Source organism: Streptosporangium jomthongense, assembly GCF_042650425.1.
Classification (GTDB): domain Bacteria; phylum Actinomycetota; class Actinomycetes; order Streptosporangiales; family Streptosporangiaceae; genus Streptosporangium.
Map to the genome: position 1 here is coordinate 84,628 of NZ_JBHSBC010000066.1, position 18,454 is coordinate 103,081.

12 protein-coding genes are annotated in these 18,454 nt (G+C 69.4%); 4 read left to right on the top strand and 8 right to left on the bottom strand.

What is annotated here, in order from left to right; all coding sequences use genetic code 11:
- Positions 1-122: 122 nt before the first annotated feature.
- Entirely contained in the window at positions 123-4,139 is a 4,017-nt protein-coding gene (locus ACFOYY_RS42000) for a non-ribosomal peptide synthetase (RefSeq protein ID WP_386197113.1), read from the bottom strand.
- A gap of 533 nt (positions 4,140-4,672) precedes the next feature.
- On the opposite strand from ACFOYY_RS42000, the gene ACFOYY_RS42005 reads away from it, so the two are divergent.
- Complete coding sequence (locus ACFOYY_RS42005) at positions 4,673-5,548, top strand: phenylalanine 4-monooxygenase (RefSeq protein ID WP_352012225.1); 876 nt, start codon at positions 4,673-4,675, stop codon at positions 5,546-5,548.
- 140 nt (positions 5,549-5,688) lie between these two features.
- Here ACFOYY_RS42005 and ACFOYY_RS42010 read toward each other — a convergent pair whose 3' ends face one another.
- From ACFOYY_RS42010 to ACFOYY_RS42035, 6 genes are read right to left on the bottom strand one after another with little or no spacing between them, the layout of a single operon-like run.
- Positions 5,689-5,934, bottom strand: coding sequence for an acyl carrier protein (locus ACFOYY_RS42010; RefSeq protein ID WP_352012224.1), 246 nt, complete (start codon positions 5,932-5,934; stop codon positions 5,689-5,691).
- A 54-nt stretch (positions 5,935-5,988) separates the two neighbouring features.
- Positions 5,989-7,491 carry an AMP-binding protein gene (locus ACFOYY_RS42015; protein WP_386197114.1) on the bottom strand — a complete coding sequence of 501 codons (1,503 nt, stop codon included), beginning with the start codon at positions 7,489-7,491 and terminating at the stop codon, positions 5,989-5,991.
- The gene (locus ACFOYY_RS42020; RefSeq protein ID WP_386197115.1) at positions 7,457-9,190 is read right to left on the bottom strand and encodes an aspartate aminotransferase family protein; all 1,734 of its coding nucleotides are present in this window, start codon (positions 9,188-9,190) and stop codon (positions 7,457-7,459) included. Before ACFOYY_RS42020 ends, ACFOYY_RS42015 begins: the two co-directional genes overlap by 35 nt.
- A complete protein-coding gene (locus ACFOYY_RS42025) occupies positions 9,162-9,818 on the bottom strand; it encodes an N-acyl amino acid synthase FeeM domain-containing protein (protein ID WP_386197116.1) in 657 nt (218 codons plus the stop codon). Before ACFOYY_RS42025 ends, ACFOYY_RS42020 begins: the two co-directional genes overlap by 29 nt.
- A 28-nt stretch (positions 9,819-9,846) precedes the next feature.
- A complete protein-coding gene (locus ACFOYY_RS42030; RefSeq protein ID WP_386197117.1) occupies positions 9,847-10,797 on the bottom strand; it encodes a fatty acid desaturase family protein in 951 nt (316 codons plus the stop codon).
- Between the two features lie 23 nt (positions 10,798-10,820).
- Positions 10,821-13,946, bottom strand: coding sequence for an amino acid adenylation domain-containing protein (locus ACFOYY_RS42035; protein ID WP_362784226.1), 3,126 nt, complete (start codon positions 13,944-13,946; stop codon positions 10,821-10,823).
- 767 nt (positions 13,947-14,713) lie between these two features.
- On the opposite strand from ACFOYY_RS42035, the gene ACFOYY_RS42040 reads away from it, so the two are divergent.
- Positions 14,714-15,577, top strand: coding sequence for an acyl-CoA thioester hydrolase/BAAT C-terminal domain-containing protein (locus ACFOYY_RS42040; RefSeq protein WP_386197118.1), 864 nt, complete (start codon positions 14,714-14,716; stop codon positions 15,575-15,577).
- Between the two features lie 112 nt (positions 15,578-15,689).
- Entirely contained in the window at positions 15,690-16,739 is a 1,050-nt protein-coding gene (locus tag ACFOYY_RS42045; protein ID WP_386197119.1) for an AI-2E family transporter, read from the top strand.
- Between the two features lie 23 nt (positions 16,740-16,762).
- On the opposite strand, the gene ACFOYY_RS42050 is transcribed toward ACFOYY_RS42045, so the two are convergent.
- Positions 16,763-17,725: a VOC family protein gene (locus ACFOYY_RS42050; protein ID WP_386197120.1), complete on the bottom strand. Its 963-nt coding sequence runs from the start codon at positions 17,723-17,725 to the stop codon at positions 16,763-16,765.
- Positions 17,726-17,819: 94 nt separating this feature from the next.
- Between ACFOYY_RS42050 and ACFOYY_RS42055 the strand changes: the two genes are divergently transcribed.
- Positions 17,820-18,398, top strand: a complete 579-nt coding sequence (locus ACFOYY_RS42055) for a TetR family transcriptional regulator (RefSeq protein WP_352012215.1) — start codon at positions 17,820-17,822, stop codon at positions 18,396-18,398.
- Positions 18,399-18,454 lie beyond the last annotated feature (56 nt).

Genomic DNA, 18,454 nt, shown 5'->3' on the forward strand with positions numbered 1-18,454 from the left:
TTTGACATTACAAGGTGGTCAGACTCAAAGTCAACGTTGTTATCACTTCTGTTTTCGCGTATCCGGCTGAACAGGTGATATGGCGGTGAACCGCGCCGGAGGGGGGCGCGGCGACCGGCCCGTCACGAAGCCGCCAGGCCGGCGTCACGGATCCTGGCCCCCAGGATCGGCCCCGTGACACGCGTCGCGTCGGCCTTCAGCACGTCCATGTGCCCGGCCTCGATCCGGTGTGTCTCGACCGGCCCCTTGAGCGTCTCCCGCCACGCCTCGGAGGCCAGGCCGTCGTGACCCGGCTCCGGTGAGGCGTCGAAGAACAGGACGGGGCCGTGGAAGCTCCGCGACCGGTGTTCGGCCATGGCCCGGACGTTCTCCTCGGTGATCGAGACAAGGTCCTCGATCACCTTCTCCTCCAGCGTCCCCAGGGAGCTCCCCGACTCCCGCAGCACCGTGGCGAGCTCTGCCGCCGGTGGACGGTACGGCCCGTTCCAGCCCGGTGCGGTGATCCCGCCGAAGGCGAGGTGCAGCACGTCCGCCACGCCGTCCCGCACGACGCCGTCTCCCGCGCCGCCGGGGAAGGAGTCGAAGAGCACGAGCAGGGCCACCTCCTCGCCCCGGCCTTCGAGCTCCACGGCGATCTGCTGCCCGACCACGCCGCCGAACGACCAGCCGACGATGACGCAGGGCCCGGCAGGGTGGATCTCCCGCATCTGCCGCAGCAACGCCTCCGCCAGGTCCGTGACGGACAGCGCCGAACGCCCGCCGAGAAGGCGGGGGTCCTGCAGGGCGTAGACCGGGTGGTCCGGCGGCAGATGACTGATCAGTGCCGAGTAACACCAGCCCAGGCCGTTGATCGCGGGAACCAGGAAGATCGGCGCGCGCTCTCCCCGGGGACGGTAGGCCAGCACGGCGCCGAGGTCGTCGGGCGGGCCACCCCGGGTGAGGTGCCGTTCCAGGAGCGCGACGGTCGGATGGTCGAAGATCGCACGCACCCCGAGCTCGACCCCCAGCACCTCCGCGATCCGGCTCACCAGGCGGACGGCCAGCATGGAGTGGCCTCCCAGTTCGAAGAACCCGTCGTCCGCCCCGACCGCGGGCAGCCCCAGGACCTCCGCGAAGATCCCGCTCAGGACCTCCTCCCGGGCGGTGTGCGGGCGGGACGGGACGAGGTCGCCGGCGGGACCGGGCGCGGGCAGCGCCGTACGGTCGATCTTGCCGTTCGTGGTCAGCGGCAGGGCGTCGAGCACCACCAGGGCCGACGGCACCATGTACTCCGGCACCCGTCCGGCCAGCCGGGCCCGCACCTCGGCGAGGTCCAGGCCGTTCCCGCCCACGGGGACGACGTAACCGACCAGCCTCCGCTCGTCCTCCGCCCGCTCCCCCGCGCGGGCCAGCACGACGGCCTGGTCGATCCGGGGGTCGTCCGTCAGCGCGGCCTCGATCTCCCCCGGTTCGATACGGAAGCCACGGATCTTCACCTGGTGGTCGGTCCGCCCGAGGAACTCCAGCTGCCCGTCGGACGCCCATCGCGCCAGGTCTCCCGTGCGGTACATCCGGGTGCCCGCCGGTCCGAAGGGGTCGGCGACGAACCGCTCGGCCGTCAGGCCGGGACGGTTCAGATAGCCCCGGGCGACTCCGGCCCCGGCGATGTACAGCTCGCCGGGGGTTCCGGCGGGGACGGGCCGCAGGCGCGCGTCCAGCACGTAGATCTGGGTGTTGGCCATCGGCCGCCCGATCGGCGGGTCCCCGGGACGCCCGTCCGGGCCCGTGTCGACCGGCGCGAAGGCCGAATAGACGGTCGTCTCCGTGGGGCCGTAGGCGTTGACGACACGTGCCCCGCACGCGGCCAGCTTCCGCGGCAACCGGTCTCCGCCGATCACGATGAGCAGGTCCCGGAGCGCTTCGGGGTCCGCCGTACGCACCATCTCCCACAGTCCGGGCGTGCCCGACGCGAGGCTGATCGAGTGACGGCGGATCAGCGCGCCCACCTGGTGAGGATCGCGTACGGCCTCCGCCGGGGCGACCACCACCGTCGCCCCGCTGAGCAACGGAAGGTACAGCTCCTGCCCGGCGACGTCGAAGGCGAGGTTGGTGGTCGCGAGCACCGTGTCCCCGGCCCCGAGGGGAAACCTCTCCCGCAGGTCGGAGAGGTAGTTCAGCAGTCCTCCCCTGGTGGCCGCGACGCCCTTGGGCCGCCCCGTGGAGCCGGAGGTGTAGACGAGGTAGGCGACGGTGTCGGAGGTCACCGGTGCCGGCAGGTCGGAACGGGTGAGGTTCTCCGCCGAGTGCCCGGCCATGCCGGCCACGGTGGCGTGGTCGTCGAGGACGACGCGCCGGACGGCTCCGGTCCCCTCCTGCGCGGAGTGGGTGTCGGTGAGGAGGATGAGCGGCCGGGTCTCATCCAGCATGAAGGCCACCCGGTCCGCCGGGGTGCCGGGGGCGATCGGCAGATAGGCGGCGCCGGTCTTGAGCACCGCGAGGAGGACCACCGGCGTCCACTCGGAACGGGCCAGCGCCAGCGCCACGTAGCGCTCGGGGCCCGCGCCCCGCTCCAGCAGGTACCGGGCCAGCCTGTTCGCCCGTTCGTTGAGCTCGGCGTAGCTCGTCGCGGCTCCTTCGCAGATGACCGCGGTGCGGCCGGGCGAGCGTTCCACCTGCCGTTCGATCAGCTCGACGACGTCGGCGCGCGGCAGCGCTCTGGCCGTGTCGTTCCACTGCCTGAGCAACCTGTGCCGCTCCGGCGGAGTGAGCAGCTCGATCTGGTCGATCGGCTGCCCGGGATCCGCCGCGACCGACTCCAGCAGGCGGGACAGCCGCGCCGACAGGGCGAGCGCGGTCGCCCTGTCGAACAGGTCGGCGCTGTACTCCAGCGTCCCGGTGAGTCCCAGCGGGGAGCCGTCCGCGCTGTGCCGTTCGCCCAGATAGAGGGTCAGGTCGAACTTCGCCGTGCCGCTCTCGGTCGGATGGGGAACGCTCTGGAGCCCCTCCAGGTGGAGGTTCGGCGCCTCACCCACGGCGGGCGAGAGGAACACCTGGAACAGCGGGTGCCGGGACAGCGACCGGGCAGGCTGCAGATGCTCGACCAGTTGCTCGAAGGGAAGGTCCCGGTGCTCGTACGCCGCCAGATCGGCGTCGCGCACCCGCCGCAGGAGCTCGTCGAAGGTCGGCCGCCCCGAGGTGTCGGTGCGCAGCACGAGGGTGTTCACGAAGAATCCGACCAGGTCCTCCAGGGCCTCCGCGTCGCGGCCCGCCGTCGCCACGCCGATGGGGATGTCCGTTCCACCGCCCGAACGGGTCAGCAGCACGGCCAGCGCCGCCTGTAGCACCATGAACACGGTCGCCCGATGGCGGTGCGCCAGCTCCAGCAGGTCCATGTGCGTCCAGGCGTCCGTCCGGAACGGGACCTCGCCGCCCCGGTAGGTCGCCTTGGCCGGTCGGGGGCGGTCGGCCGGGAGCGACAGCTCCTCCGGCAGCCCCGCCAGCGCGTCACGCCAGAAGGCCAGCCGGACGGAGATCCGGCTCTCCGGATCCCGCGGGTCCCCCAGCCTTTCCCGCTGCCACAGCGCGTAGTCGGCGTACTGGACCGGCAGCGGTTCCCACCCTGGTTCCCGCCCCGAGCGCCGGGCGGCGTAGGCCAGCGACAGGTCCGCGCTGAGCGGTGCCAGCGACCAGCCGTCACCCGCGATGTGGTGGACCACCATCACCAGGATCTGTTCCGCGGGGCCGGTGCGAATCACCTTCGATCGCACGGGGAGTTCGGCCGAGATGTCGAAGCGGTGGCCGAGGACTTCGGCGACCGCGGCGTCGATCTCGTCCGCCCCGCACTCGGTGAACTCCACCCTCACCCGTGCCTGATCCGCCGGGACGATCCGCTGGACGGGTTCGCCGTCCTGCTCGGCGAAGTGGGTGCGCAGGGATTCGTGCCGGGCCACCAGGTCGCGTACCGCCGCGAGGAACGCCTCGCGGTCCAGTTCGCCTCGTAGCCGCACGACCAAAGGCAGGTTGTAGGTGGCGCTCGGCCCGTCCATCCGGTGCAGGAACCACAGGCGGCGCTGGGAGTAGGAGAGAGGCAGGGCCGCCGGACGAGGGTGAACGGCCGCGGGTTCCTCCGCTCCGGGCCTCCCCGGCCTGGTTTCCGTCATGTCCGCCCCCTGTCAGTCGGTCGAATCGCGAAAGTCCGGCGAATTGCCGTTCCGGCCTCGAATGCGCGGCGCCGGAGACGCCGATGCCCGGGCCGATGCCGTCCCGGCAATTCTCAATGAAATGGCGTGCGGGCCCGGTGATTCTGTCGGCGATATTCCGGGTTCCGGTCCTGATTCGCTTGTACGGGCCGCGACGGAGCGAAGGCAGGCCATTGCCGAACGACATGGACTCACGGGTGAACGGCGAAGTATTCGCAGGTGAAGGCGGCATTCGCCCAATGACCACCGGTGGGGGAGCCCCGTCGTTCTCTCTTCACGATCCACATTTCCACCCAGAAGAAAGGCAATGATTCATTCCGCGTCCGGGTGTGCGTTCCCGGGTGCGGGGGTCGCGATTTTTCTGCGAACCGGTCTTCCATTTCGGGATCGAGTTGTTATTATTTCTGCATATGCTCACCGGAAATCGCGATAATTTCACGAGAGTGACCCGAACGCCGTAGCGGAAATTCGAGCACCGACGAGAGGAACCTCCGATGTCCAAGGAAGCGACCCTCTACTCCCCCGTCATCAAGGATGAGCGGGGAATTGTCTCCGTAGTGTTCGCCAAGGACCACCCTGGATATGACGACCCGGAGTACCAGAGGCACCGGGCGGGGATCGCCGAGGCCGCCCTGCGGTACGTTCCCGGGCAGCCCGTGCCGGACGTCGTCTACACCGAGGAGGAGCACGCGACCTGGCGCCTGGTGAACGCCGAACTCGCCGAGAAACACCGGCGGCACGCCTGCCGGGAGTTCCTCGCGGGCAAGGAACGCCTGGCGCTCCCGGACGACCGGTTGCCGCAGCTCGGCGAGGCCTCCGCCGCGATCAACGAGGCGACCGGATTCCGCTTCAGCCCGGCCGCCGGCCTGGTGGAGGTCCGTGACTTCTACGGTTCGCTGGCCGACCGCCGCTTCCAGGCGACCCAGTACATCCGGCACTTCTCCATGCCGCGTTTCTCCCCGGAACCCGACATGATCCACGAGGTGGTCGGTCACGGCAGTCATCTGTCGGCCCAACGGCTGGCCGACCTCTATGAGCTGTTCGGGAAGGCGGTTCGCCGGCTGCGCTCCAAGGAGGCCGTCGGCATGGTCTCCAGCGTCTTCTGGTTCGCCATGGAGTACGGCCTGGTCAGGGAGGACGGGGAGATCAAGGCGTGCGGAGCCAGTCTGCTCTCCTCCTGTGCCGAGCTGGAGCGCTTCCAGGAGGCCGACATCAGGCCGCTGGACGTGGCGTCCATGGCCGGTCAGGGCTATCTGGTCGAGCAGTACCAGCCCGTGCTCTTCTGCGCCGACTCCTTCGCGCACATGGAGGAGTTCCTGTCGACGTTCCTGATCACCGTCAGTGACGCGGACCCGCTCGCCACCACCTGAGAACGTCCCCGTCCCGCTCCCCGAGGATCCGGACGGTCGCGCCGTACGCGGGTGGGCACCGTCATCCCGTGCGCGCCCCGCTCCGCACCGGTGTGGAGCGGGGCGGTGGGGCACGGGATGACGGCGAGCGTCGTGGACCGTCATCCGACGCAGTGCTTGATGAGGTCGCGGATGGTGACACCTCCGCTGGAGTTGAACGATCCGAAGTCGAAGGAGGTGTCGGTCTGGTCCTCCAGGTAGGCCACGAGCGCGACCAGGGCCATGGAGTCGAGCAGCCCGGCCCCCTGAAGGTTGGTGTCCGCCTCGACGACGAGATCCGTCTCCTCGTTCCACCTGGCCACCCAGCCGACGAGGTCGTTCTCCAGGGCGGTCATGTCAAAGCCCATGCGCGGTTCCCTTCCTCTGTTCCTTCGTGCAGGACTGTTTCCCGTGCGGAACCGTCACCGGCCGTGTTCCGCGGCCCGCTCCTGCCGCCTGGCCTGCGCGGCTTCGGCGAAGTACGCCGCCGCGAGCGGCCGGCTCAGCTTCAGGTTGGCGGTCATGTAGCGGGGGTCGTTCCGCAGGGGCCGGTCGGAGAAGACCAGCGACGTGATCCGTTGATGGGACTCAAGCGACTGGTTGGTCTTGTCGATCCGCTCACGGATCGACAAGACCAACGCGTCGTCCTTCGGGTCCGCCGGGGTGACGATAGCCCCGAGCCTGCCGGTTCTCGGAGTCGGGACCACGAGCAGTTCGACGACCCCCTCGACGCCGGCGAACAGGGACTCGATCTCGGCCGGGTGCACCTTGCGGCCGCTGTCGAGGACGATCACGTCCTTCTTGCGGCCCAGCAGGGTGAGGAAGCCGTCGTCGTCCAGCGTCCCGTAGTCGCCCGTCACGATCGTCCCGTCGGGACGGTAGGTCTCGTCGGCCGCGCCTGCCGTGTCGAAGTAGCCGGTGCTGAGCGGGGCGGGGCGGTGGACCAGCAACTCGCCGTCGGGCAGGAAGGTCACGGCCTCCGGGTCGATCAGCTTGCCCACACTGCCCAGCCGGTGCTCCTCCTGCGTGTTCCAGGCGATCATTCCGGACTCGGTCATGCCGTAGGCCTCCAGCAGCCGCACCCCCTGAGCCCAGTAGGCCTCCAGGGTCTCCCGCCGGATGGGCGCCATTCCAGTGATCATGAAGCGGATTCCGCCGCCCAGGAAGTCACCGAGTGAGCCCCCGCCGGTCTTGTGGAAGAGCTGGAGCGCGGTGTCGTAGAAGACGGGCGGGGCGATCAGGAAGGTCGGCCGTTCGTCCCTGACCACACCGAATATCCGCTGGTAGGGCGCCAGAACCACGTCGGCCCCGATCCACAGGCAGCAGTAGACCGACAACCGCTGCTGGTAGTTGGACAGCGGTAGGAAGATCACATGCCGGTCATCCGCGCCGACGCCGAAACACTCGATGAAACGGCTGATGACGTACTCGGTACCCTTCCGGCTGACGTTGAGCCCCTTGAGCAGGCCCGAGGTGCCCGAGGAGAAGACGAGGCTGTGCAGGTCGCCCGGCTCGCCCCGGGGGGCGTCGGCCGGCACGACGTCCACCCCGGGCACGCCGTCCGGCCTCACCAGGGCGGGGTGGCCGGACGTCACCTCGGCGTCCGTGACGAGCAGCGCCAGTCCGTGACGGGTGACGAACTCGCCGGGGTCACCGATCACGGTCTCGTCCGCGAACGCCTTGAGCACGGCGCCGGTCATCATGGCGGCGAGGTCCCAGAGCACCCAGTCGATGCCGTTGCCCGCGCGGATGCCCACCACGTGGCCCGGCCGTACCCCGGCGGCGGTCAGCCGATCGGCGTACAGCACCGCCAGGTCGTGGAGCCGCCGGTGCGTCACCTCACGCCGGCGGCCCGTGGAGTCGATCTCCACGACGACCGCCGAGGCGTTGTCACGGTAGCGGTCGGCGAGTTCGTGAAGCCTCATTCCTGCCCTCCTTCTCCAACGTCCGTTCCAGGCTCGCGACGAGGTCGGTGAGCCGCCGGGTGACGAAGAAACCGATCCGTCCGCCGATCATGGATTCGTAGCCGCCGCTGCCGGTGTCCCACTCGATCCGGATCTCCAGCTCGCATCCGTCGTCCTCGACCGGCTGCCGGACCCGCACCGACCGTTCGAGCGAGGCCCACAGCCAGCAGGGGTCGGCCCGCAGCGCGACACCGTCCTCCAGCCGCCGCGCGCGGTCGGCCCACACGACGTGGTCGTCACCCAGGGTCCCCCGGAACTCCACCTCCGCCGACGCCGCCGTCGCGTCGGCCTCCGGGTCCGCCGCGAACGGATCGAGCAGGTACGGCCTGCCGTGGAGCAGGTCCAGAACCTGCCGGGCAGGGTGGGAGCTTCGGACCCGCAGGGTCAGCGGCGACGTCACCGCCTGTGGCCGGTCCCGCCGTCCCCGGTGGGCCGCGGCCTCGGTCAGGACGGCCTCCAGCGTCTCCAGGCCGCGTTCGAGGTCGGCCTCCGAGATCACCATCGGTGGCTGGATCCGCAGCACCCTGGTGTTGTACAGCGAGTAGGTGGAGGTCACGCCCGCCGCCAGCAGCCCGCCGAGCACCAGCCCCGCGATCGAGTCGTCGTGGAACTCAAGGCCGTGCATCATGCCCATGCCACGATGGGCCGCGACCAGTTCGGGAAAGCGTTCCACGATCCGTGCGAGCCGGTCCCCGATCACCCGGGCCTTCTCCCCGACACCGGTGAGGAACTCCTCCTCCGTCGCGATGGCGATCGACTCCAGGCCGATCCGGCAGGACAACGGGTTGCCGCCCAGGCTGGAGCCGAAGGTCGAGGGAAGTGCCCGAAGCGTCTCCCACACCGCCTCGGTCCCCAGCACGGCGGAGATCGGGAGCATGCCCCCGCCGAACGCCTTGCCGATGCAGACGATGTCCGGGACCACGCCGAACCGCTGATGGGCGAAGAAGGCACCGCATCTGCCGAAGGCGGTCTGCATCTCGTCGAGGATCAACAGGGCGCCGTTCTCGTCGCACAGGCGGCGCGCCTCCCGCAGGTAGCCGGGAGGCGGCACGATCACCCCGGCCTCCGCCTGGACCGGTTCCAGCAGGACGGCGGCGGTTTCGCCGTCGACGGCCGCCGCCAGTTGCCCGACGTCGCCGAAGTCGACCAGTTCGAACCGCTCAAGGAACGGCCCGAACAGGACCTCGTGCTCGGGTCGCGCCGAGGCGCTCAGGGTGGCGAAGGTCTTGCCGTGGAAGCAGCCGCGGGCGCTGACGAACTTGGGACGCCCGGTCGTGGCACGGGCGAGCTTGAGGGCGTTGTCGATCGTCTCGCCGCCGCCGTTGGCCAGGTAGGCGAACGGCAGCCGGCCGTCGGTGAGTTCGGAGAGGCGTTCGGTCAGGCGGATCTGCACCTCCTCGAACATGATCTTGGTGCTGTTCAGGACGCCCAGGTCGAGCTGGTCCCGCAGCGCCGCGATGAGCCGCTCGTTGGAGTAGCCGAACGACTGGTTGCCGTACTGGTCGAACAGCGCGAGAAAGGAGCGCCCGTTCTCGTCCAGCACGCTGCTGCCGGAGCCCCGCCCCTGGACTCCGCAGCCCATCACGAACGCCATCTTCGAGTAGGTGGGATGGTTGTGCGCCGCCTTGGACTCAGCGAGCACCTGACGGTGTGTCCGCAACACGGCTCCCCTTGGCGTAGTCGTCGTAGTCGTGGAAGAAGTACTGCAGGAGCCTGTTGCCGCGCCCCGCCTCGGTCCTGGCCCGCGCGGCGGCGCCCGCCAGGTCGAGTACGGCGACAAGGCTGAGCGGGGCCTCCCTGAACCTGACGTCCCGGTACGGCTCGTGCAGCGCGACGAAGCCGATCTCGGTGTAGAAACTTCGCAACCCGCCTCCGGCCTCGGCGAAGAAGTCGCCGAGGACGTGGGTCGCGCCGTGTTTCGTGACGCTGTGCACCAGCCCCCGGCGCATCAGCGACATCCCGATCTCGCGATGGCGGACCTGGGGCAGGGTCATCAGGTGGCCGAACTCGACCAACCGGCCTGCGGCTCGCAGGCCCGCGACGTCCACGACGTCCTCACACGGCAGACCGGCCACCGAATCCGGCACGATCTTGACCGTCCCGACCGCCTCCGCCCCCTGGTAGGCGACGATGTAGTCCGCGTGGGCGTCGAACCGGTCGAAGGTGTCGGCGGTGTCGGCGGCGTCGGAGAGGCGTCCCTGGTCCTGGACGTACACGGCGTCACGCAGCCGGAGCACGGCGTCCCGGTCGGCCTGTGACTGTGCCACACGGAAGGTGACAGAGCTCATTTCTGCTCCATTCAACCGGTTCGTCCGGTCAGCGAGACTGTCCGATGATCAACTTCTTGAAGTAGTCGAAATAGCCCGTGTGGAAGTGGTGGAGCCGGTCACGGATCTCGACGTGCAGGTTCGGCAGCCGCGAGATCGGCAGGTTCGGCATCACGTGATGCTCGACGTGGAAGTTGTTGCCGTTGGTGAACCACGTCATCAGCCGGTTGGACCTGACACTCCGCGTGTTGGCGAACACGTCCACGTTGAGCGTCTCGCAGCCGTGGTGCTCGGGCAGCTCGATCAGGGCGTGCACCGGAGCAGCGACGGTCAGCAGCGGCACCAGCCAGGCCCAGAGCATGAACGGCGAGCCGGTCACCACCGAGACGACGGTCAGCGTGACGAGCACGGCCAGGATCAGGAGGTGGTCGTAGCGGATACGCCGTGAGACGGTGCGGGTCTCACCGTCGAAGTCCCTGCCGAGCAGGGAACGCCCCAGGTTCACCAGGAACAACCGGTAGTGGTGGAACATGGTGAACCGCGCCGTCCAGTCCATCGCGCGCCGGAACCCGGACCCGCCCTCCGCGTCGCCGTACTGGTCTCCGTAGTCGAAGAACTCACGGTTCATCGCGGTGCCCAGATACCGATGGTGCCGCAGGTGGGCGACCCGGTAGGCGGTGAACGAGATGAGCATCGGCAGGCCGAGCAGGGTTCCCGCGATCGTGTTGGCCCGCTTGTTGCGGAAGGCCAGGTTGTGCAGGGTCTCGTGCTGAAGTTCGGCGGCGTGCGCGAACATGCAGCCGATCAGGACGACACCCGCGATCCTGGCCCACGGCGTGGGCTGCAGGGCGAGCACCAGACCGGCGGTGGTGAGGGCGCCGCACAGCAGGAGCTTGAGCGTGAAGATCGCCCCCCGGGTCTCGGTTCGCAGGTGCTTCAGCGAGGCCCGGAGTTCCGCGGCGCTTTCCGGTGCAACCGTCTCATCCGCCTGGGATTCCATCTCTCCCCCATCTCCCTCGGCCGTCAGGAGGTTTCGGTCTGTTTCCGCAACGCGTCGTCGACGAGTCCTGCCAGGCCGGCGGGCGTGGGCGCGTCGAAGAGCTCCCGCACGGTCAGCTCCACGCCGACCGTCTTGCGGATTCGGGCGAGCAGGCGGACGGCGGACAGGGAGTGCCCGCCGAGGTCGAAGAAACTGTCGTCTATCCCGGGCGGTTCTGCTCCGAGGATCGCGGCGAACAGCTCGACCATGAGCCTCTCGTGCGCGGAGACCGGAGGACGGCTCGCGACCGCCGTCACCTGCTGCGGGGGTGGCAGCGCCCTCCGGTCGAGTTTCCCGCTGGCCGTACGGGGCAGGCCGGCGATCCGCGTGATCACACTCGGGACCAGGTGGGCGGGCAGCCCGGCGGCCAGCCTGGCGCGCAGACGTTCGGGGTCCGGCTCCGCTCCGGGATCCGCCACGACGTATGCCACCAGCCTGCGGTCTCCCGGCTGGTCCCCCCACACCGTGGCGGCCGCGCCGGCGACCCCCGGGGAACGGGCCAGGGCCGCCTCGATCTCGCCGAGCTCGATCCGGAAACCCCGCACCTTGACCTGGTCGTCGTTGCGGCCGACGAACGTCAGCTCGCCGTCCGCCGTCCAGCGCACGAGGTCACCGGTGCGGTACAGCCGGGCGCCGGGACCGGCGAACGGGTCGTCTCCGAAGCGTTCGGCGGTCAGGACGTCCCGGCCGAGATAGCCGAGGGTCACCCCGGCGCCACCGACGTACAGTTCTCCGACCGCGCCCGCCGGGACGAGTTCCATGCGGTCGTCGAGCACGTAGACCCGCACGTTGCGCAACGGCCTGCCGATCGGCGGGGCGTCCGCCTGCGACGGCGACAGCCGGGTGCTCATCGCCGTCGACACCGTCGCCTCGGTCGGCCCGTATCCGTTGATCAGCGTGCAGACCGGGCTCCACCGTTCGATCACGGTCGGCGACCCGGCCTCGCCCACGATCGAAACCGTCGTGCCGCCCGGCCATTCCTGCGGCGACATGACCTCCAGGGCCGACGGCGGCAGCACCAGGTCGTTGATCCGCTTCTCGGTGACCAGCCGGGTGAGGTCCGGGCCCGGCGTCAGGCGCTCCGCGGCGGCCGAGACCAGGGTCCCGCCGTTCAGCAGGGACTGGGTCATCTCGCCGACGAAGGCGTCGAAGCTGGACGACGCGAACTGCAGGGTACGGGTCCCCGGTCCCGAACCCAGGCGGTCCACCATGGCCGCCACCAGGTTGACCACTCCCGAGTGCCTGACCACCACGCCCTTCGGCACACCCGTGGAACCGGAGGTGTAGATGACGTAGGCGGGCTGGTCCGGGGAGAAGACGGCACCGCGCTCCTCGTCGGTGAGGTTCCGTCCGGGCAGAGTCCGTACGGCCTCGGCGACCTCGGCGTGGTCCAGGAGCAGGCACCGTGCGTCCAGTTCCGCGGCGAGCCCCGCGGTGACGGAGTTCAGCACCACCAGCGCCGGTTTCGCGTCGCCCACCATGAAGGAGAGCCGGGCGGCGGGGTAGGCCGGGTCCAGCGGCAGGAAGGCGGCGCCGGTCTTCAGCACGCTCAGGGCGGTGATGTGGAGATCGGCCGAGCGCGGCAGCGCGAAGGCCACGATCTGGCCGGGCCCCGCCCCCAGGCTCAGCAGATGCCGTGCCAGCCGGTTGGCCCGCTCGTTCACCTCGGCGAAGCTCAGCACGGTGTCCTCGAACTCGATCGCCGGGGCCCGCGCGGTCCGCGCCGCCCATGCCTCGACCAGCTCGTGCACCGCGGTGGGCGGGATCTCGTGGACCGGCCCGGTCCCCCACTCGCGCAGCCGCGCCCGCTCCGCGGGGTCGACCAGCGGAACCTCGTGAACGGGCGTGCCCGGCTCCTCCAGAACCAGAGAGTCGAGGAAGAAGAGGAAACGCCGCAGGTGGGCCTCTGTCTCCTCCACGCTGTGGATCTCGGGGTGCGCGTCGACGATGAGCTCGAACGTGTCGTCCGCCGACGTCCGGTAGAAGGTCACCGACAGGTCGTCCGCGGCGGAGAGCGAGATGGTGCGCACGGTCGCGGTGGCGCCCGCGAAGTCGAGCGCGTAGTCGAAGTCCATGACGTTGACGACCTGTCCCCACAGCCTTCGTCCCGTTCCCAGCAGCCCCGTCTCCCTGGCGAGCTCCGCCGAGGGGTAACGGGAGTGCTTCAGCGTCTGCCGCAGTTCGAGCGACACCTGCCGGGCGAAGTCGGCCACGCTCGTCCCGGGGACCATCGGCACGCGCACCGGCAGGCCGTTGGTCGTCATGCCGGGTACCCGCCGCACCTGCGGGGTCATCCGCGCCATCGCCGGTATGCCGAGGACGACCTCGTCCGCGTTCGTCATCCTGCCCACGTAGGCGGCTGTGATCCCGGTGGCCAGGTCCGACCAGCTCACCCCGAAGCGGTCGGCCGCCGCCCGCAGGCCTGCGATCCTGGCCGGGCCGAGGTCGGCCCGGCGCCGGTGGGCGATCCGTACGGCGGAGGAGGACCGGCCTGCCAGCCGTACCGGATCGGGGCGGTCGGCGAACCTGGCGAGCCAGTAGGCGTGGTCTGTCTCGAAGCGCCTGGACTCCTCGTACTGCTTCTCGCTGCTGAGAAGTTCCTGGAAGGCGGGGAAGGCTCCGTCCTCGCTCGCGCGTCCCTCGGCCAGGGCGGTGTAGACCGCGGCGAGGCGGTTGTGGACGAGCGCGAGGCTCCAGCCGTCCACTACGGCGTGGTGGACCCGGCGGTAGAGGACGAAACGGTCCGCAGCGGTCCTCAGCAGGGCCGCGCCGCAGAGTCTGAGTGGGTCGATCGGCCGCCTCATGTCGGCCTGCATCCAGGCGTCCGCCTCCGCGACGGGGTCGGCCTCAGCGCTGAGGTCGAGGTAGACGAGTGGCGCGTTACCCGCGGGATCGACGTACTGCCGGTATCCGTCCTCGGTGCTCACCAGGCGCAGGCGAAGCGCCTCGGCCTCGTGCTCGACCCGCTCGTTCGCCGCCCGCATGACGGCCGGGTCCACCGGCCCGTGGATTTCCAGGCAGTCGGTGATGCAGTTGGTCGGGTCCGTCAGGTCAGACGACTGAGCCATCCATGTACGCAGCTGCGCGGAGAGCAGCGGCCATTCTTCCACCCCGTGATCGAGCAAAATTCATCCTTCCGACACAGGCCATAGACATCGAAAATGCATTAGCTGTGCGTGCGGATCCCGCGCGGGCCGACTCGGCAGACCCAGCGAACTAAATGCCGGACAACGAGATCCGGCACCTTGACGAACTGATTAACTGTATGAATTCAGATCAGTCATACATCGACATACTTCCTTCGCGTAGCAGATCGTGTCAAGGGTGCCATACGGCCCGTATGTCGCTGGTGACGATATGCTCCCCGGCTGACCAGCACGTCTTGTGCCTTCTCTTTCTCCTCATTACAGACGGTTCACAAAAATGAACCAGATGTAGCCGGACATCAGGGCGGGACGGCCACGGAGAGCAACAAATAGAAGGCAGGCCATTAAAGGATGCGGATCTTCGTTTTTCGCCTCCCGAATCCGGTGGGCGGCACGCGCATTCACACCTGTATCCGCGGCGAAGAATCCCGGGTGGCGCGACGGGCACCGTCTGCCATATTCGCCGGACATGGGAGGCGCGCCGACGCCGTTCGCGCTTTCCGCGGCCCGCCGGACGGGCCGGTGGCCGGGGTGGACGGCGGGCCGTGCCGGACCGCCGGGCACCGGTCCGGCACGGCGGCGGTCCTCGCCCCGAGCGGGCCTGTCCGATAATGCCCAAAACTGCACAAACAGCATCACCCTTGGCCGGGTCAGTACGGCAAATATCAAAGCAACCAAAACGGCGAAACCTCGCCCCATTGGGTCGTCTTGCCTGCGATAGGTTGCCAAGCATGATCACCAAGATCGATGAGTGCGAACTCACCGGGCCCTGGGAGGGGTTCCTCGCCGAAGCCGCATCGTCGGCGGACAGCAGTGGTGCGGGTGTCCTCGTGCTGTCCGGGTCGAGCGGCCGTGTCGAGCGCGAGCGGTGCAGGCTCTTCGCCCGTGCCGGTGTGACGGCGATGTCGATCCGGTGGTTCGGCGGACCGGGGCAGCCTCCCGGCATCTGTGAGCTTCCGCTGGAGACTTTTGTCGCCGCGGCCGAACTGCTGCGCGAACGCGGTGCCGGACGCGTCAGCGTCCTCGGGCTCTCCAAGGGCGCCGAGGCGGCGCTGCTCGTGTCCGCCCTCTCGGACTGCGCCGACGCCGTGATCGCGCTTGCTCCGTCGTCCGTCATCTGGGCCAACGTCGGCCCGGGGACCGACGGCAGGAACCGTCCGCTCCGCTCAAGCTGGACCTGGCGGGGACGACCGCTGCCCTTCGTCCCCTATGACGACTCCTGGACACCGGCGGAACCCGAAGGCACACTGGTCGCCCTGCTCGGCTCGTACGAACGCAGCCTCGCCACCCATGCGGACCTGGTGCCCGCCGCGGCCATCCCGGTGGAGAGGATCAGTGCGGACCTGGTGCTGATCGCCGGTGGCGCCGACCGGATGTGGCCGTCCCTGCGTTTCGCGCGTGAACTGGAGGCCCGGCGCTTGGCGGCCGGGCGCGATGTGGTGCTCGTCACGCGTGACGACGCCGGCCACCGGGTCGTCTTTCCCGGTGAGGTGGCACCACCCCCGTCCATCCACTTCGACCACGGCGGCACGTCCGAGGCCGACGCGGCGCTGGGGGCCGCCGCCTGGCCGTACGTGCTCGCGGCCGTTCGCTGAGGCCGACGGCGGAGGCGGGGCGCCCAACCGGTTCCGGGGCGTACGGTATGCGATCGGCCAAGGGGCGTGTTGCCGTCCGGAAGCGCCGGGGATGATCACATAACGTCACGGCATGCCGGTGAGAAACCCCGCGTCGTCGTCCGTCGGATTCCGCACTCTCACGTCCTGCGCGGCGGCGGTGATAGTGCTGTGGGGAGTCAGACAGCTCAGCTCGGTGATCGCCCCGGCGTTCCTGGCGCTCACCCTGACGATCGCCGTGAGCCCGCTGCGTGACAGGCTGAAGGGATGGGCGGCGGCCTTCGTCCCCCTCACGGTCATCCTGCTCGTGCTGTGCGCCCTCGGCGGAGCCGTGGTGGTCGCCGCGGCCAGGTTCGCCGGCCTCGTCCCGCAGTACGCCGACCAGTACCGGCGTCTGCTGTCGTCCGCGGGCAGGGTCCTGCACGACATCGGCGTCGACCGGTCCCAGATCAGGAAGGCGCTGAGCGGCGTCGACCCCGACCGCCTCGTCCAGGCGGCGCAGAGCCTGCTGTCCGGTCTCACCGGGACGGTCTCGGCGGTGCTGATCACCGTCCTGGTCCTGTACGGCATGAGCCTGGACGCGGCCGTCCTGCAGCGGGCGACGGGTGCTCTCACGACCGAACGCCCCGGCCTGGTGACCGCGTTGCGGGGATTCGCCCGTGACACCTGTGCCTACCTGATGGTCTGCACGGTCTTCGGACTGATCGTGGCGCTGCTCGACACGGCGGTCCTGGCACTGCTCGGTGTGCCGTTGCCGCTGCTGTGGGGCCTTCTGTCGTTCATCACGAACTACATCCCCAACGTCGGTTTCATCATCGGGCTGGCTCCCCCGGCCGTGCTGGCGTTGCTGGACTCCGGGGTGGCCACGATGCTGTGGGTGATCGCGGCCTACTGCGTGCTGAACTTCCTGATCCAGTCGGTCGTCCAACCGAAGTACGCGGGGCGGTCGGCCCGCCTGTCCACCACCGTGACCATGCTCTCCCTCCTGGTGTGGACCTGGGCTCTGGGAGCCCTCGGGGCGGTTCTGGCGGTGCCGCTCAGTTCCTTCGCCCGTGCCGTACTGCTGGACGCCGACCCCACGACCGCCTGGGCCTCCCCCTTCGTCGCGGGGCACGACGAGCGTTCGGGCGAGAAGCCCCGCTGACGGAGCTCTCGGCGGGGCCGGCGTCAGCCGTCCTGACGGAAGACGATCGCGACGCCCAGCGCGGCGTCGGCGGGCACGAACATCTCCTCAGGGCCGGTCCGGACGACCGGGATGTCGTTGCCGGACAGGAGCTTTTCGGTGACGGAGAGGTCGCGTACGGCCACCGCGTAGGCGACGAACGCGGGCAGGGCCGCCGGTCGCTCACCGGGCAGCAGGTCGGCGAGCGCCGATTCGGGCACGACGGTGACGTTCGCCCGGTCGAAACGCGTTACCCGACCGTGTCGCGCCCGGCCGAAGTAGCCTTCGTAGCGGCGCTCCACCTCGGGCAGCGCCGTTTCGGCCACACACAGCACGCACTCGACCAGCCCGGTCGCGCCGTTGGGGTGGTCGATGTGCCGCTGGTCCTGGGGAGTCTCGGCCGACACGTTCTGGGCGAACCCGAGCCTGCCTTCCTGCACGCGTCCCGGTGACAGCCGGAGGTCGGAGACCTCCAGGTAGCGGGCGGGTTCCATGCTGGTCCCCGTGGGGGTCTCGACGGGCCGCTGGATGTCGTGGACGCCACCGTGGCTGACACCGTCTGCCGCCAGTCGCGCGGCCACGTGGTCAATGTCGGGTGTGTCGGCGATCACGATGTGCACGCCCTGGAAGCGCTGCAGCAGGGACGCGATGCCGTCGGCGGTGGCCCGGATGGCGGCCCTCAGCCCCGCCACCCTGTCCTCGGGCACCCGCAAGGGGATGGCGCGCGCGTCGCCGGGCATGCGGCCGGTGCCGTCGATGACGGCCACCAGCTCGACGAAACCACGTGGGAAGTACACGTGGGTGTTGGCCACCCCGAACGGCTCCGCGGGGCCTCCCGGCGTGGCCGGCATGACCGGGTAGGCGGGGGCGGCCACGGCGAAGCCGAGCCGCCGGTAGCGCTCCATCGCCTGGTCCAGGTCGTGCACGATGTGGCCGACGTGGTGCAGGCCGTTGATGTCATGGCCCATGGCGAGACCTCCGGGTCTTTCTGTCCGATCATTTTGATAGTCAATTATTTTTTGAGAGTACACCATCATTTGTTAGCGCGATAGAATCTTCTACGTGGCTGAGATCGGACTGCGCGAACGTAAGAAGGCCAGAACCAGGGAGACGATCCTGCGTGAGGCGTTCAGGCTCTTCCGGGAGCGTGGCTACACCGTCACCACCGTCGAGCAGATAGCCGAAGCGGCCGAGATCTCCCCGGCCACCTTCTTCCGCTACTTCCCGACGAAGGAGGACCTGGTCACGCTCGACCGCTTCCCCCCTCTCGTCGAGGCGCTGGCCTCCCAACCGCCAGGTGCTCCGGTCACCGTGCTACGCGGCGCGTTCCGCACGGCGTTCGCCGCCCTGTCCGCCGAGGAGATCGCCGCGGGGCACGCGAGGGAGGTGTTCGCGGCCACCGTGCCCGAACTGCTGGTGGCCAACCTGCGGAGAAGTCCCCACCTGATCGGCGAAGTCTGCTCCATCGTGGCGGAGAAGGCCGGATGCGCCGGGGACGATCCGCGGATCCGGAACGCGGTCGGCGCCGCCTTCGGCGTGGTGGCGATGGTCTGGGTGCAGTGGGCGCGGAATTCCGGCCTTGACGGCCCGGCCGAGATCGACACGGCGCTGGCACATCTGGAGTCGGGCCTGACCCTGTGAACCGGATGCCCTAGTACTACAACAACATTTCGTTGTTGATTAAGTGTCGTCGCTGG